This is a genomic window from Pseudomonas sp. H1_D05, from assembly GCF_054682705.1.
Genome location: NZ_CP162825.1, coordinates 4,704,810 through 4,719,643 on the forward strand (window position 1 = coordinate 4,704,810; position 14,834 = coordinate 4,719,643).

Consider the following 14,834-nt stretch of genomic DNA (forward strand, 5'->3'; position numbering starts at 1 on the left):
CCGCTCCTCACAAACGCACGCCCATCTCCAGGGCACGGGTTTCGAAGCCGAACTCGGCATACATGCGTACCGCGCGCTCGTTGAATGGCCATACCGTCAGGCGCAAGTCCTGAGCATCTTGCTCGATAGCCCAGTCTTTCACCCGTTGAATCAGTGCGCGGCCAATGCCTTTGCCCCAGAACGGCTCGGCGACACACACCGAGCCGATGCGCACCACATTCTGCGGTTGCATCAGCGGGCCGGAACTGGCGGACAGGATGGCCGTAATGAACGCCACGGGCCGTTCACCGGCGCTGGCGATGAAGACGATCTGGCCAGGCTTTTCGAATACCCCGGTCCAGTGCGGCAAATCGCGGGCAAAATCTTCGGTGGCGGCGGCGTAGATATCGGGGCGAGCGGCGTGGTGTACCGAGTTGAGCAGTTGGCCCAATGCGCTCATTACCGGCGCATCGTCAGCAGTGGCAATGCGATAGGTGATGACTTCTTCCATGATAAAAATCTCTTTGTTGTAGATATTGCCGCAGGTTCTCAGCGGGTAAGAGCAGCGTTGTTTGTCACTTTGCCGCAATTCTGAAAAAAACGCTCTGGGCGGCACGGTGCAAGGGCAGCAGATGACTGGTGATCCAGCAGCTCTTCACTGACGAGGCGCCCGACGATTGCCGCCAGCGTCACACCGGGATGCATCGCGCAAACGTAAACTCCACCGACCCCAGGCAAGTAACCGACAACGGGGAGGCCATCAGCGGGCATGGGCCGAAGCCCGACGGCGACGGTTTGCGGCGCAATGGAAACCACACCGTGAAGTTCACTCTGTATGGCTTCGGCGGTTTGCCGGGCGATGTCAGTCGGCGAGTTGCCCGGCGCCTCTCCCAGAAAATCTTCAGCGGCCAGCAACGTGCCGTCGACGCTTTGCCGAATTTCCATGACAGGGCTGGAAATGATGCCTTTAACGAGGCCCGGTTGGGTCTGGTAGCGGATGAAAATGGCGGGCGAGGCGTCGATGGGCAGGGAGACGTTGAGCATCTGTGTTAACTGTCGGGTGCCAGTCCCCGCAGCAAGCACAACAAGGTCAGCATCAAACGTGCCCGCTGTGGTTTCAACGCCGGTGACATCTGCGTTGCAGGTTTTGAAAGCGGTCACTCGGGTTTGCGTGAGCAATTGCGCCCCCAGCGCCTGGGCGCCGGCAATCAAGGCGTGGGTGGCCTGCACGGCGTCGAGTGCGCCTTCTTCAGCAAGAAATAACGCGCAGGATGGGGGATTTTTCAGGTTGGGCTCGCGGGCAAGCACTTCGGCAGACGATAACAATGTCGCCGACGCCGGATACTCTGCTGATTCGCTGTACGACAGCGCTCCGGTCCAGCGAATCTGCAAATCCGGCAGCTCGGTTTCGAGTCGCTGGTAGGCTTCTATGGCCATACCGCGCAATTGCGCAATCGGCTCAGCGCCGGCGTGCGTGGCAGTGATCCAGGCGAAAGAGCTTGCCGTCACGCCGCTCGCGATCTCGCCGGCCTCGATCAACGTGACCTGCGCACCTCTGCCAGACAGGTGATACGCAAGCGAGGCGCCGACGATGCCCGCACCCACCACCACAATTCGTCGATGTGTTGCCTGGTTCATTTCAACATTCCCTGTTGTCGATCGGCTGATCCTGCAGCAGGGAGACGCAGCGAGCAACCAGAAAAAAGCCCGGCCAAAAGCCGGGCTCGTACGCTGGCAACGGGTTAAGCAAGCATATCTCCGGCGGGCATTAGGCCTGCCGGTCCGTGACGGATGCTCAGTCGCTATGGATCAAGGATCAGGTTACGACGCCGAATGCTGACTGACATGCTTGGGCCCCGCCAGCGCCCAGGCAATCAACCCGAACAACGGCACAAACACGATCAGCACAATCCACACACCCTTATTGCTCGCTTTCCCCTCGCTCTTGCGCACCCGATTGATGGCCCAGAGTTCGATTAGCAGAAGAACTGCCGCCAGTACGATCCACACGGTTTCGATTTGCATTGGCTACCTCCTGATGGTCTGTTCGTTAGGTGGCGTAGGGTGCGGCGGGTTCATTTATTTTTATTCAGGGCATTGAGCAGGCGAGCGAGCTCCAGCGCCACCCGACCGCTGTTGAAGGTCGGTAGCAGGTGGGTGAACGGGATGTCGATGATGCGGTTCTCGCGCACCGCGCGCAGTTGCGAGAGGACCGGGTCGTGGGCCAACAGGTAGCGTTTGCGGCGGGCGGGCGACCATTCGGCGTCGGCCAGCAGGATCACGTCCGGGTCGCTGGCCAGCAGGGTTTCGCTGTTCACGGTCACTCGATAGAGGTTGATGTCGGCAAACACATTGCGCGCACCGGCAGCGGCCAACAGCTGGGTGACAAAGCCACGTCGACCTTCGCTGTCGAGACCTTTGACTTCGCTGTCGAGATAGAACACGGACAACGGTTTACCTACACCGGCCAAGGCTCGGGCGCTGGCAATGTCCTTTTCCATGGAGTCGATCAATGCTTGGGCTTTTTGCTGCTGGTGCAGCAGCTTGCCCAAGGTCAGCAAGTCATTGCGCACATGCGCGAAATAATCCAGTGAGTGCCCGTTGCAGGCGGACTCCAGCAGATACGAACCCACGCCATTGCGCGCAAGCCCCGAGCGCGAGGTCACCCCGTCGCCGAACGCCGTGGCAAAACCGCCGATCACCAGATCCGGCTTCGCAGCGTAAAGCACTTCGCTGGCCGGGTACTGCCGCGCGATTACCGGTACGCCGAAATACTCGGCTTGGCGCTGACCGGCACCGGTGTCATCCAGATACGCCACGCCGACCAGCGCTGGCCCGGCACCCAGTGCGAGGACGAGATCGGCCGCATGCTGATTGAGCGCGACGATGCGCGAAGATTGATCGGCGCTCCATTCTTCGCCGCAATTGCGGTAACTGTCGGCGAGTACAGGCATTGAGCAGAGCAGGGCGCCAAGTACGTACAGAATCGATCTCATGTCTGCACCTTGATCAGCAAATCCGCAACCACTTCACCGCCCACCAGATGCCCCTCGACCAGCCGCTGCACATCTTCATGGCTGCGCACGCCATACCAGCAGCGCTCCGGATACACCGTTACAATCGGCCCCAGATTGCACGGAAACTGGCAGTGCGTACGCGTCAGCAAGACGCCATCCGGCGTCTCGATGCGATCGTGCGCGAGCAAATGCCGGCGCAGGGTTTTCCATAACTGCAAGGCGCGGCGCTGGGTGCAACGCGGGCCGGTGCAGAGGAATACATGGCGCGCATGCTCGGGCACATTTGACCAGTCCGGGTGCGTGTCGACGCCGTCGACGGTTTTGATTCCACTCATCAGAAGCGGTACGTGTAGCGCACTTCGGAGGTGAACGGCCGGCCGAGGTTGTCGACGTTGCTCGAACGGCTGGTGACGTAATCGCGGTCGAACAGGTTTTCCACCAGCAGGCTCACGCGGTGCTGATGAGCGTTGTCGAGGTAGCGATAAGCGTCGGCGTCGACCACGGAATAGTTACCGTACTCGACTTGCTTCGAGCTTTTGATGTCGCGGATATAGCGGATCGCACCGCCGGCGCCCCACAGGCGATTTTCCGATTCATAACCCACGCGTGAACGGGCGAAGAAGCTCGGGATATCGTTGAGGGTTACACCGCTGCGCGTTTCGGTGAGGTTGCGGGTCATGTCCGCTTGCAGGCTCCACTGATCGTTGAGCGCGAGTTTGGCGTCGGCCTCGAAACCGCGCATACGCACCTGGCCTTCACCGTTGACCCATTGAATGTCGTCGAGGGTGATCAAGTCGTCGATCTTGCGTTTGAACAGGGTCACGCTGGCGCTGAATTCGCGGTCGAGCAGAAAGCCTTTGTAGTCGACACCCAGCTCCGCATTGCGGCTTTTTTCCGGCTTCAGGTTGCGATTGCCGATCTCGTCGCCCGGTTCATTGACGAACAATTGCTCGGCGTTTGGCAGTTTGTAGGCGCTGCCGTACTGGCCGCGCACCGACCAATTGTCATTGAGGTCATACAGCGAAGTGAGCATGCCGACGGTGGCACCATCGCCACCGCTCATGGCTTCGTGACGCACACCGATGCTCGGGTGCCAGTCGGGCAGGGCGTCGATCTGCGGGCGCAGTTGCGTGTAGAAAGCGTGGGCTTCGGCCTTGTCGTTATCGATGATCAACACATCATCCTGGCCCTTGAACCATTGATTGTCGGTGCCAAACACCAGTACATGATCGCCGGGCAATTCAGCCTTGCCTTCGGCCTGCACACCCCAATCGGTGAAGCCCCAATAGTCATTGTGGTTGATGACCTTGGTGCCGCCGCCGGCGACGTTGTTGACACGCGTGTAGCGGGTGTCCCAGTCGTTGATATGGCCTTTGACGAAGTAGCTCAGGCGCTCATTGACGGTCTGCTCGAAGGTCGCTGTGGCGATCTGCTGCACGCGGTCGTTAGTGGTCTTGTGGTTGTCGACCGGGCGGGCGAAATCGAGGTTGGCGTCGGCGTATTGGTAAAACAGCTCCAGCCGCGAATCATCGCCGAATGACTGAATCGCCTTGCCGCCGAACGTGGTGACTTCGTAGGCGCGATCCTTGCCGGAATCGTTTTTCATGTCGCGGTTGCGATAGGGCTGGTAACCGTCGGAGACGTTATGGCTGACGTACGCCAGCAAACCGAGGTCGCCGAAACCGTTAGTGAAGATATTCTCGACGCGGGCGTCTTCGGTGGTGCCGCCAAAGCTGTCGACGCCCAGATTCACCTCGCCGGCGGCTTTGCGCGATTGCGGGCTGCGGGTGACGATGTTGATCACGCCGGACACGGCCTGGGTGCCGAACAACAGGCTCTGCCCACCCTTGAGCACTTCGATGCGTTCGATGGCGTTGGCCGGCAGAGTGTCCAGATAGAGGCCGCCGTACAGGCGATTGTTCAGGCGCACGCCGTCGAGCAGGATCAGCGTGTCGTCGTTGCGCCCGCCGAGCAGCGAATACGTGCCGTAGTCGAAAGGGCCGTTTTTCGGCGCCACATACAAGCCTGGAATGAACATCTGCATCACCCGGCTGACATCGGCGCTGGGGCCGGCGCGTTCGATCTGCTCGCGGCTGACGATTTCGACCTTGCTGCCGAATCTGGCCATCTCGGCGACGGTGGTGGATTCCACTGACGGTGCAGTAACGATTTGTTGATTGAGTTCCAGCGGCGCGTCGTCGGCCAGTAGCAGCGGGCTGAACAGGCAGCCAAGGAACAGGGTTGGAGCAGAAGTGTTGAAAGGTCGAATCATTGTCTTCTCGAAAAGGATCTTCGCAGAAGAGCATGCAAGAGAAGGCATCGCGCACAGCCAATACCGGCCCATGCCCGCCCACCGCAGGATTTTGCCAAACGAAATTCCAGGCCGGTCTCCGGGCTCGCGCGTATCGAGGTTTTCACCTTCCCATGGCCGTCTGGCCACAGTGGTGTATTGAAAACATCACGCGCATACCGTTGCGGGGGCAGCACCGGACTTGTTCGAAAAGAACGTACCGGTTTCCCGTTTCACCCCATGCACGGCGGCATGGGACACCTGAAACTGGCCGGCATCTGAACATTCGAGTAGCGTCTCGTCAATGCGGCAACCACCAGGGGGAGCTATTGGATACGTTCCAGAGCGACAAACTGGCCACTCAACCACGCATAAAGCTGAGACACCGCCGGGGTGATCTGCTTGCGATGCGGGCACACCAGACTCAACGGTGAGGCATTGCCGGGAAAATCCTTCAGTAGCACGACCAGTCGCCCTGCGATCACGTCTGCACTGACGTCCAGCCAGGATTTGTTGGCGATGCCTTCGCCGCTCAACGCCCAGCGGCGCACGATGTCGGCGTCGTCGCTGAACATCGGTCCCGAGACCTGGATCGTTTCACTGCCCAGACTCCACTTGTCGTAGATCCGGCCGCCTTGCTGGTAGAGCAGGCAAGCGTGGTTGTGCAGATCATCCGGCGTTCGCGGGTATCCGTGGCGCTCCACGTATTCCGGTGCGGCGACCAGCACCCGCCGGTTCCACGGTGCCAGCGGCAGCGCCACGTAGTTGGCATCTTCATTCGAGCCGTATCGAATCGCCACGTCTACCGGGTCACGAAACAAGTCGGCCATCTGGTCCGACAGGGAAAAGCGCAAGGTCAGTTCCGGGTGCTGGCGGCGAAACAGTGTGAGCCACGGCAGCAAAATGTTGCGCCCCAGATCGGACGGCGCCGTCACTTGCAACACGCCGCGCAACGTGGCGTTTTCACCGCGCAGGTTTTCCTTGCCTTGCTTGAGCGCCTCCAGCACCGAGTGGGCGGTGGGCAAGTATTGCTCGCCCTCGGCGGTTAATCGCAGGCTGCGGGTGGTGCGCGCAAACAGGCGCACGTCCAGCTCACGCTCCAGACGCTTGATCGCCGCGGCAACCTGGCCGGGCAATAAATCCGCCTCATGGGCGGCAGCGGTGAAGCTGCCCAGCGCGGCGCTGCGGGTGAACAAACCAAGATCATCGATGCGGATCATTTTCACTCCTGCAGTGAAAGTGTTGGCGCATTCTGCTGGTTTTTCTTTGTGCTTGGGAAGTCGAAGATGGCGGCAAGCGAGCACATCAGCTCTTCAGACAGCGAGTTTCCATGAAAGCCATCACCTTCACCCAACACGCTTTGCCCATTGAAGATCCGCAATCGTTGCAGGACATCGACCTTCCGGTGCCAACTTCCGGCCCCCGGGATTTGCTCGTAGAAGTTCGTGCGGTGTCGGTCAATCCGGTCGATACCAAAGTACGCGCCGGCACTTTCACCAAAGAACCGAAAATCCTCGGCTGGGATGCCGCCGGCATCGTCCGCGAGGTCGGGACTGAAGTGACGCTGTTTCAGCCTGGCGACGAAGTGTTCTACGCAGGCTCCCTTGCCCGCACCGGCAGTTATAGCGAATTTCACCTGGTGGACGAGCGAATCGTCGGGCACAAACCGCGTTCGTTAAGTGCTGCGGATGCCGCGGCATTGCCGTTGACGTCGATCACCGCCTGGGAGCTGTTGTTCGACCGTCTCGGTGTCACCGAAGGTTCAGGGCAGGGCAAGTGCCTGTTGATCACGGGGGCAGCGGGCGGCGTCGGTTCGATGCTGGTGCAATTGGCCCGACAGTTGACGCAGCTGACCGTCATCGGCACCGCCTCGCGGCAGGAAACGGCTGACTGGGTCCGGCAATTGGGCGCGCATCACGTCATCGATCACAGTCAGCCGCTGCTCGCACAGTTGCAGGCACTGGGCATCGACGAGGTCAGCCATGTCGCCAGCCTGACCCATACCGAGGAGCATTTTGCGCAGCTGATTGAAGTGCTCCAACCACAAGGGTGTCTGGGCGTGATCGACGATCCTGAAAGCCTCGACGTAATGCCGCTCAAGCGCAAGTCGCTGTCGCTGCACTGGGAGCTGATGTTCACCCGTTCGCTGTACGAAACCCCGGACATGATTGAGCAGCATCACCTGCTCAATCGCGTCAGCGATCTGATTGACCAGGGCATTTTGAAAACGACCGTCGGTGAACATTTTGGCGCGATCAACGCGGCAAACATGCGCCGTGCCCATGCCTTGGTCGAGAGCGGCAAGGCCCGAGGCAAACTGGTACTCGAAGGTTTCTGATTTCATTCATTCAGACGGGCCTGCACGCGGGCCGGTCAGGAGCAGCTCATGCGTATGAAAAAGCTTTCTGCTGCATTGGTCATGGTCATGGCAGCGCCGTTCGCCCATGCAATCAACGCCGTCGCGTTGCCGGCCAATGCCCCCGCCGACCGATCCTTCGGCAAGCTCGAACAGGTCCATGCGTTCTACGACGCGATGCCCACCGGCGTGACCGTCACCGAGACCGGGCGCATCTTCGTCAACTTCCCGCGTTGGGGCGACAACGTGCCGTTCACCGTGGGCGAGATCCGCGACGGCAAAGTCGTGGCTTACCCGAACGCGGCGATCAACCAGGAAAACCTCAACGATCCCAGTAATGGTCTGATCAGCGTACAGAGCGTGGTGGCCGACGGGCGGGGTCGTGTCTGGTTGCTCGATACCGCCGCGCCGGGTTTCGCAGACCCAAAACCCAAAGGCGCGAAGCTGATCGCGGTGGATCTGGTCAGCAACAAGATCGTCAAGCGCCTGGTGTTCCCGGACAACGTCATGTTGCCGAGCACCTACGTCAACGACATGCGTTTCGACTTTCGCACAGGCCCGGAGGGAACGGTCTATCTCACTGACTCGTCCCTGCGCGGACCGGGCGCGATCATCGTCATGGACATCGCCAGCGGCAGTGCCATGCGCCGCTTGAGCGGTGTGCCGGCGACCTCGGTTGACCCGACCTTTGTCCCGGTGGTTGAAGGCCTGCCACTCACCGTTGAAGGTCCGGACGGCAAGCGCAAACCGCTGGGCGTGGCCTCGGACGGCATCGCGCTGTCGGCGGACGGCAAGACACTGTATTTCACACCGCTGTCGAGTCGGCACCTGTATTCGGTGTCCACCGCGTTGCTGCGTGACGCCAACTTCAGTGAACAGCAACTGACGGCCGCCGTGCAGGACCTGGGGGAGAAGGGCGCGTCCGATGGTCTGGAGGCTGACGCCGCCGGCGCCGTCTATGCCGGCGATTACGAGCACAACTCGATCCGCAAGCGTCTGCCGGACGGCCAATGGCAAACGCTGGTACACGACCCGCGCCTGCTCTGGCCAGACACATTGTCGATTGGCCCCGACGGCTATCTGTATTTCATCGCCAACCAGTTGCACCGCCAGGCGGCATTCCGTTCCGGGCAGGATCAGCGGCAAAAACCTTACAGCCTGATGCGTCTGAAGATCGACGCAGCGCCGGCGCCGACGCGCTGATTTCCAAGCGGCATTGAGTTCTACGTTTTCACTTTTCAGATCAGGAGTTCAATCATGGATCTCGTTTCTCTGGCCAAGCGCCGTTTCACCACAAAAGTTTTCGATGCCGACCGCAAGATCCCCAGGCACACACTGGAGTCGCTGCTGGAACAACTGCGCAACAGCCCGTCGTCGGTCAACTCCCAGCCTTGGCATTTCGTGGTTGCCGAGAGTGATCAGAGCCGGGCGCGAATCGCCCACAGTACTCAGGGGCCGTTCAGCTTCAACCAGCCGAAAATACTCAACGCGTCGCACGTCATCGTCTTCTGCACTCGCACGCATCTGCCCGAGGAATACCTGCAGGCGTTGCTGGCTCAGGAAGCCATGGACGGGCGTTTTCACAATGCCGAGGCGCGAGCAGGGCAGGAGCGTGGACGGCGCGGTTTTGTCGATCTGCATCGCTTCGATCAGAAAGACCTGCAGCACTGGATGGAAAAGCAGACCTACCTCGCGCTGGGCACATTGCTGCTGGGTGCCGCCTCGCTGGGTATCGACGCGACGCCGATGGAAGGTTTCGACAGCAAAGTCCTCGACAGTGAACTGGGCCTGCGCGAACAGGGCTTCACCAGTCTGGTCGTGGTGAGCCTGGGCTATCACAGCAGCGAAGACTTCAACGCAGGCCTGCCCAAGTCCCGCTTGCCGTCCCAGTCGCTGTTTACCTTTCTCTGAAGGCACCCGGTCCCAGGAGTATTGAAGATGAGCCAGTCCACAGAAACATTGATCTCGATTGCCGTGCTCAAGGCCAGGTCAGGCCAGGAACAGGCCTTGAAAGAAGGCTTGCTGGCGCTGGTTGAGCCGACACGCGCAGAGCCGGGCAATCTCGACTATGTGTTGTTTGAACTGCGCGACCAGCGCGGCACGTTCTACATGCGCGAGGCCTTCAAGGATCAGGCGGCACTGGATGCGCATTTCGCCATGCCTTACTTCAAGCGCTTTGCCGCCGCGGCGGATGACCTGCTGGAAGAGCCGTTGCAACTGATATTTCTTGAGCACGTGTCGAACTGATCCAGTCGTCCATTCAACCTGTCAGGGTGTGCAGCCATGAAAGATACCGCGCAACGGCCAACCCACGGTACGCCGGTTCACGAAGACATCGATGCCATTGAAACCAACGAGTGGCTGGAAGCCCTGGCAGGTGTCGCGAAAGTCGGCGGCAGACCGCGCGTGCGGTTCTTGCTGCTGCGACTGGCCGAGCAGGCCAGCCGTCTCGGCGTGCAAACGACGGCGAGTGCGTATTCGCTGTACCAGAACACCATCGCGCTCGAACAGCAGCCGGTTTATCCCGGGGATCTGGTGATGGAGGAGCGCATCACCTCGATCATTCGCTGGAACGCCCTGGCCATGGTGGCGAAGGCGAACAAGGCCTATGGCGAATTGGGTGGTCACATCGCCAGTTACGCCTCGGCGGCGGAAATTTTCGAGGTCGGCTTCAATCACTTTTTCCGTGCGGACAGCGAAGCCGGGCGCGGTGATCTGGTTTACTTCCAAGCGCACTCTGCCCCCGGCGTGTACGCGCGGGCCTTTCTTGAAGGGCGTTTGCAGGCGTCGCAACTGGAGCGTTACCGGCAAGAAGTGAAGGGCGGCGGATTGTGTTCCTATCCGCATCCTTGGCTGATGCCCGACTTCTGGCAGTTTCCCACGGGCTCAATGGGTATTGGCCCGATCAATGCGATTTACCAGGCGCGGTTCCTGCGGTATTTGCAGCACCGTGGGATTGCCTCGACGGAGGGGCGGCATGTCTGGGGCGTCTTTGGTGATGGCGAGATGGACGAGCCGGAGTCCATCGCCGCGCTTTCGCTGGCAGCGCGGGAGAATCTCGACAACGTCACCTTCGTGATCAACTGCAATCTGCAGCGTCTCGACGGCCCCGTACGCGGCAACGGGCAAATCGTTCAGGAACTGGAGTCACTGTTCAGCGGCGCTGGCTGGAATGTGATCAAGGTGCTGTGGGGTTCGGACTGGGACCCATTGTTTGCCCGCGATGACGGCCATGCACTGTTGCGCCACTTCGCCGGGATGGTGGATGGCGAGTACCAGAATCTGGGGGCCAATGACGGTGCGTATAACCGCAGCCATTTCTTCGACCAGGACCCGCAGTTGCAGGCGTTGGTTGCAGACATGAGCCCGGAGCAGATCGACGCGTTGCGCCGGGGCGGTCACGACTTTCGTAAGTTGCATGCCGCGTTCGAGGCCGCGCGCAAGCACAAGGGCAGGCCAACCGTGGTGCTCGCCAAAACCAAGAAAGGTTTCGGCATGGGCCAGATCGGCGAGTCGCGCAACACCTCGCACCAGCAGAAAAAACTCGATATCGAGGTGCTCAAGGCATTCCGTGATCGTTTCGCCTTGCCGCTGGATGATGAGGCCGTGGCAGAAATGCGCTTCTACAAACCGGCTGACGACAGCCCCGAGTTGCGATACCTGCATCAGCAGCGACGGGCACTCGGCGGTTACTTGCCCAAGCGCAACGGTGTGGCAGCACCAATAGCAGTGCCACCGCTCGACAGCTATGGCCGTTTTGCGCTGAAGGCCGATGAGCGTGAAAACTCGACGACCATGGCGGTGGTGCGACTGTTCACCCATCTGATCCGGGACAAACAATTGGGGCCGCGCATTGTGCCGATTGTCGCCGATGAAGCGCGCACATTCGGCATGGCGAATCTGTTCCGGCAGATCGGGATTTATTCATCCGTCGGCCAGTTGTACGAGCCAGAAGATGCCGGCGCGCTGCTCTATTACAAGGAATCGACCGACGGCCAACTGCTCGAAGAAGGCATCACCGAAGCCGGTGCGATTTCTTCCTGGATCGCTGCGGCGACGTCCTACAGCGTCAATGGCGAGCCGATGCTGCCGTTCTACATTTACTACTCGATGTTCGGCTTTCAGCGCATTGGCGACCTGATCTGGGCTGCCGCCGACCAGCGCGCCAGAGGCTTTTTGATCGGCGCCACATCGGGGCGCACAACGCTCGCGGGTGAAGGACTGCAGCATCAGGACGGCTCCAGTCAGTTGATGGCAGCCACTGTGCCCAACTGCCGCGCCTACGACCCGGCATTTGCCAGCGAGGCGGCGGTGATCATCGACCATGGCGCCCGGCGCATGCTGGAGCAGCAAGAGGATGAGTTCTATTACCTGACGGTAACCAACGAGAACTACGTTCAGGCCTCACTTGAACCAGACGAACACGCGGACGTGATTCGCGGCATGCGCCTCTATGCCCGCTATGGCGAGGGGGTGCCGGCGGTTCGTTTACTGGGTTCGGGAGCGATTCTGCGCGAGGTGATTGCCGCCGCACATATGCTGGATCAAGAGTGGCAAGTCAGCAGCGAAGTGTGGAGCGTGACCAGCTTCTCCGAACTCGCCCGGGATGCCCGCGAGGTGCAGCGTCAGCAAGTGTTCGGCGGCGATGTCGAGTGCCAGAGTCACCTGCTGCATTGTCTGCCCGGTAACGCTCCAGTCGTGGCGGCCAGTGATTACGTGCGTGCCTATGCACAATTGGTGGTGCCGTATTTACAGGCGCCGTGCATCTGCCTGGGCACCGACGGATTTGGACGCAGCGACACACGTTCGGCGTTGCGCAGCTTCTTTGAAGTGGATCGCTATCACATCGTTTTGGCGGCGCTGGCTTCAGTCGATCCGCAGGCACATGCCGAGGCTCGGGCGAAATACGGCATCGACGCCGACGCCGAAGCCCCCTGGAATTGCTGAGTTTTCACGTCTTGTGTTGCGTCTTTCATCAACCAACAATCGCGACGGCACACTCTGGCTGTCTGCTGCGCAAATGGATCGCGTCGGCTGGCGAACAACTGATCTGAATGGCCTGCTGACGTTCGGCCCTATATCCTTCCCGCCTGTTTGATGAAATGACTTAGGGAAGAATTGCATGCCGTTCAGGGTGATGGTGGTCGGGGGCTACGGAAATTTCGGCAGCATCGTGTGCAGACATCTGGCGCTGATGCCGGACATCGGGCTGGTGCTCTCGGGTCGTGATCCGCGCAAGTTGCAGCGCAAACTCGATGAGCTCAACAGCCATTCGGGAAACGTCTGCGAAGGCTGGTGCGGCGATGCCATGGGGACGGAGTTCGAAGCCGCTTTGCGTGCGCTGAACATTCAGTTGGTCGTCCATACCGGCGGGCCGTTTCAGGGGCAAGCCTATGCCGTTGCGCAGCGTTGCATCGATGCCGGCGTGAACTACTGCGACCTCGCGGACTGCCGCACCTTCGTCAACGGCATCGACGTGCTCGACGCGCGGGCGAAACAAGCGGGCGTGGCGATCCTCAGTGGTTGCAGTTCGGTGCCGACGCTGTCTTCCGCGATCATTGATGAGCAGCGCCAGCGCTTTTCGCGCATTGACTCGATCGAGCATGGCATTTCTTCCTCGGCAAAAATGCCCGGGCTGTCGACCATCGAAGGCGTACTCGCTTACGCCGGCAAACCGATCAAGCAACTCAAGAACGGCAAAGTCCATGAAGTGTCGGGCTGGCTGGACCTGACCCTGCGCAAGATGCCGCAGATGGGCACGCGATTGCTGGCCAACGTCGATGTCCCGGACATGGACATCTTCGCCGGTCGTTATGGTGCGCAAACCCTGAGCTTCAAGGCCGGCGCCGGTCTCAAGCTCGGCGGTATCGCCAACGGCTTGCTGGCGCAGGCGCTGAAAGTCGGGCTGGTGCGCGACCATGCCTTGTGGGCCGGAAGACTGCATCGGTTGGGCATGCGATTTGAGCGATTCGGCGATGGCAAAAGTGCGATGTACATCGACGTGCAGGGCCTTGGTGTTGATGGCAAAGCGCTGTCGATGACCGCGCAACTCACCGCTTTGAACGACAAAGGCCCGGAGATCCCCAGCTGCGCCGCCGTGGCCCTGGCCACGAAAATGGCCCAGGGTTACGTGCCAACCGCCGGCGCCAGACCGTGCGTGGGCGAAATCAGCGTCGCCGAGTACATGGCCGCGATCAACGACCCGGACAACCTGAGCCTGGCCGTGCATTTTTCGGACGGGCAGCGCTGACATGCTCTACCTGTGCCTCAAGTACCTGCACATCATCGCCGCGATCTTCCTGTTCGGTTTCGGCATGGGCTCCTACCTCTACCTGATCGCCGCCAGCCGCACCGGCAATCCGTACGTGATCGCGCACGTCGCGCGCATGGTGGTGCGCTTCGACACCTGGATCACCACGCCGGCCGGGTTTGTGCAGATCGTCACCGGTTATCTGCTGATGCGGCTTTCGGGGTTGTCGATGAGCACCGAGTGGGTGCTGACCTCGCTGATCGTCTTCTTCTGCGTCGGCTCGCTGTGGCTGCCGGTGTTGCTCCTGCAGAAGCGCCTGTATGTGATGGCGTCGAGTGCGAGCGAGGCGGGGACGGGGCTTGATGAGCAGTATCAAGCCGTTTACCGGAAGTGGTTCTGGATGGGCGTGCTCGGGTTTGCCGGAATGTTTGTCATCGTGCTGATGATGGTGACGAAGATGACACCGGTGCAGTTGATTAGCTTTCTGGCGTAGTTATTTTCAGAAAGCGCTGTTGATGATCCGGGGTTGGCAGCAGGCAGGTGTCGTACTTGCCGAACAGTCGGTAGCGGTTCAGCGCGATGCGGTCGTAGGCCCAGTCGCGCAGGCCGCGCGGAAATACGCGTAGCAGCCGCAATGGCTGCCAGCGGGCGGGTAGTTGGCTGATGACTTCGAAGAACGCGTCTGAACGTTCCCAGTAGTGACGGTCACGGATTACCGCCATGGTGTCGAATTGGTCGACTGGCAGGCCGGCCCACGCGAGCAAGGCTTGTCCCTCCGGCGACTGCACCGCTGCCAGACGCACGCGACGTTGATGATCATGGCGAATCAAAAAACGCGCCCAGCCGTTGCAGAGTTTGCACACGCCATCGAACAGGACCACGGATTCGCCGGGGTTGAGGAACGGGGCGGGGGTAGGGCGGGTTTTTGGCGTGGGCATGGGT

At 60.5% G+C, this 14,834-nt stretch carries 15 protein-coding genes and 1 riboswitch; of the genes, 7 read left to right on the plus strand and 8 right to left on the minus strand.

Features of this window, described 5'->3' with window-relative positions:
* Positions 1–7: 7 nt before the first annotated feature.
* From AB4O11_RS21275 to AB4O11_RS21305, 7 genes are all read right to left on the minus strand, one after another.
* Complete coding sequence (locus AB4O11_RS21275; protein ID WP_460128376.1) at positions 8–490, minus strand: GNAT family N-acetyltransferase; 483 nt, start codon at positions 488–490, stop codon at positions 8–10.
* A gap of 38 nt (positions 491–528) precedes the next feature.
* The gene (locus AB4O11_RS21280) at positions 529–1,617 is read right to left on the minus strand and encodes an NAD(P)/FAD-dependent oxidoreductase (protein WP_460128378.1); all 1,089 of its coding nucleotides are present in this window, start codon (positions 1,615–1,617) and stop codon (positions 529–531) included.
* Positions 1,618–1,800: 183 nt separating this feature from the next.
* Entirely contained in the window at positions 1,801–2,004 is a 204-nt protein-coding gene (locus tag AB4O11_RS21285) for a PLD nuclease N-terminal domain-containing protein (protein ID WP_007916127.1), read from the minus strand.
* Positions 2,005–2,054: 50 nt separating this feature from the next.
* Entirely contained in the window at positions 2,055–2,975 is a 921-nt protein-coding gene (locus tag AB4O11_RS21290; RefSeq protein WP_460128379.1) for an ABC transporter substrate-binding protein, read from the minus strand.
* Positions 2,972–3,331, minus strand: coding sequence for a (2Fe-2S) ferredoxin domain-containing protein (locus AB4O11_RS21295; protein WP_460128381.1), 360 nt, complete (start codon positions 3,329–3,331; stop codon positions 2,972–2,974). Before AB4O11_RS21295 ends, AB4O11_RS21290 begins: the two co-directional genes overlap by 4 nt.
* Complete coding sequence (locus AB4O11_RS21300; protein WP_460128383.1) at positions 3,331–5,268, minus strand: TonB-dependent receptor plug domain-containing protein; 1,938 nt, start codon at positions 5,266–5,268, stop codon at positions 3,331–3,333. The genes AB4O11_RS21295 and AB4O11_RS21300 overlap by 1 nt, the downstream gene beginning before the upstream one ends.
* Positions 5,269–5,360: 92 nt before the next feature.
* A riboswitch (cobalamin riboswitch) is annotated at positions 5,361–5,566 on the minus strand.
* 46 nt (positions 5,567–5,612) lie between these two features.
* Positions 5,613–6,506: a LysR family transcriptional regulator gene (locus tag AB4O11_RS21305; protein ID WP_460128385.1), complete on the minus strand. Its 894-nt coding sequence runs from the start codon at positions 6,504–6,506 to the stop codon at positions 5,613–5,615.
* Positions 6,507–6,616: 110 nt separating this feature from the next.
* On the opposite strand from AB4O11_RS21305, the gene AB4O11_RS21310 reads away from it, so the two are divergent.
* The 7 genes from AB4O11_RS21310 (at position 6,617) to AB4O11_RS21340 (ending at position 14,385) form a co-directional block, all read left to right on the plus strand.
* Positions 6,617–7,624: a zinc-binding alcohol dehydrogenase family protein gene (locus AB4O11_RS21310; RefSeq protein WP_460128387.1), complete on the plus strand. Its 1,008-nt coding sequence runs from the start codon at positions 6,617–6,619 to the stop codon at positions 7,622–7,624.
* A 48-nt stretch (positions 7,625–7,672) separates the two neighbouring features.
* Positions 7,673–8,845, plus strand: coding sequence for an L-dopachrome tautomerase-related protein (locus AB4O11_RS21315; RefSeq protein ID WP_460128389.1), 1,173 nt, complete (start codon positions 7,673–7,675; stop codon positions 8,843–8,845).
* Between the two features lie 54 nt (positions 8,846–8,899).
* Positions 8,900–9,553 carry an oxygen-insensitive NAD(P)H nitroreductase gene (nfsB, locus tag AB4O11_RS21320; protein WP_093433370.1) on the plus strand — a complete coding sequence of 218 codons (654 nt, stop codon included), beginning with the start codon at positions 8,900–8,902 and terminating at the stop codon, positions 9,551–9,553.
* A 27-nt stretch (positions 9,554–9,580) separates the two neighbouring features.
* A complete protein-coding gene (locus AB4O11_RS21325) occupies positions 9,581–9,889 on the plus strand; it encodes a putative quinol monooxygenase (protein WP_095049901.1) in 309 nt (102 codons plus the stop codon).
* A 36-nt stretch (positions 9,890–9,925) separates the two neighbouring features.
* Positions 9,926–12,589, plus strand: a complete 2,664-nt coding sequence (mdeB, locus tag AB4O11_RS21330) for an alpha-ketoglutarate dehydrogenase (RefSeq protein ID WP_460128391.1) — start codon at positions 9,926–9,928, stop codon at positions 12,587–12,589.
* Between the two features lie 175 nt (positions 12,590–12,764).
* Entirely contained in the window at positions 12,765–13,892 is a 1,128-nt protein-coding gene (locus AB4O11_RS21335; RefSeq protein WP_460090708.1) for a saccharopine dehydrogenase family protein, read from the plus strand.
* A 1-nt stretch (position 13,893) separates the two neighbouring features.
* Positions 13,894–14,385, plus strand: a complete 492-nt coding sequence (locus tag AB4O11_RS21340; protein ID WP_093433362.1) for a DUF2269 family protein — start codon at positions 13,894–13,896, stop codon at positions 14,383–14,385.
* On the opposite strand, the gene AB4O11_RS21345 is transcribed toward AB4O11_RS21340, so the two are convergent.
* The gene (locus tag AB4O11_RS21345; protein ID WP_093433359.1) at positions 14,369–14,830 is read right to left on the minus strand and encodes a thiol-disulfide oxidoreductase DCC family protein; all 462 of its coding nucleotides are present in this window, start codon (positions 14,828–14,830) and stop codon (positions 14,369–14,371) included. The two genes, AB4O11_RS21340 and AB4O11_RS21345, sit on opposite strands and share 17 nt — an antisense overlap.
* Positions 14,831–14,834 lie beyond the last annotated feature (4 nt).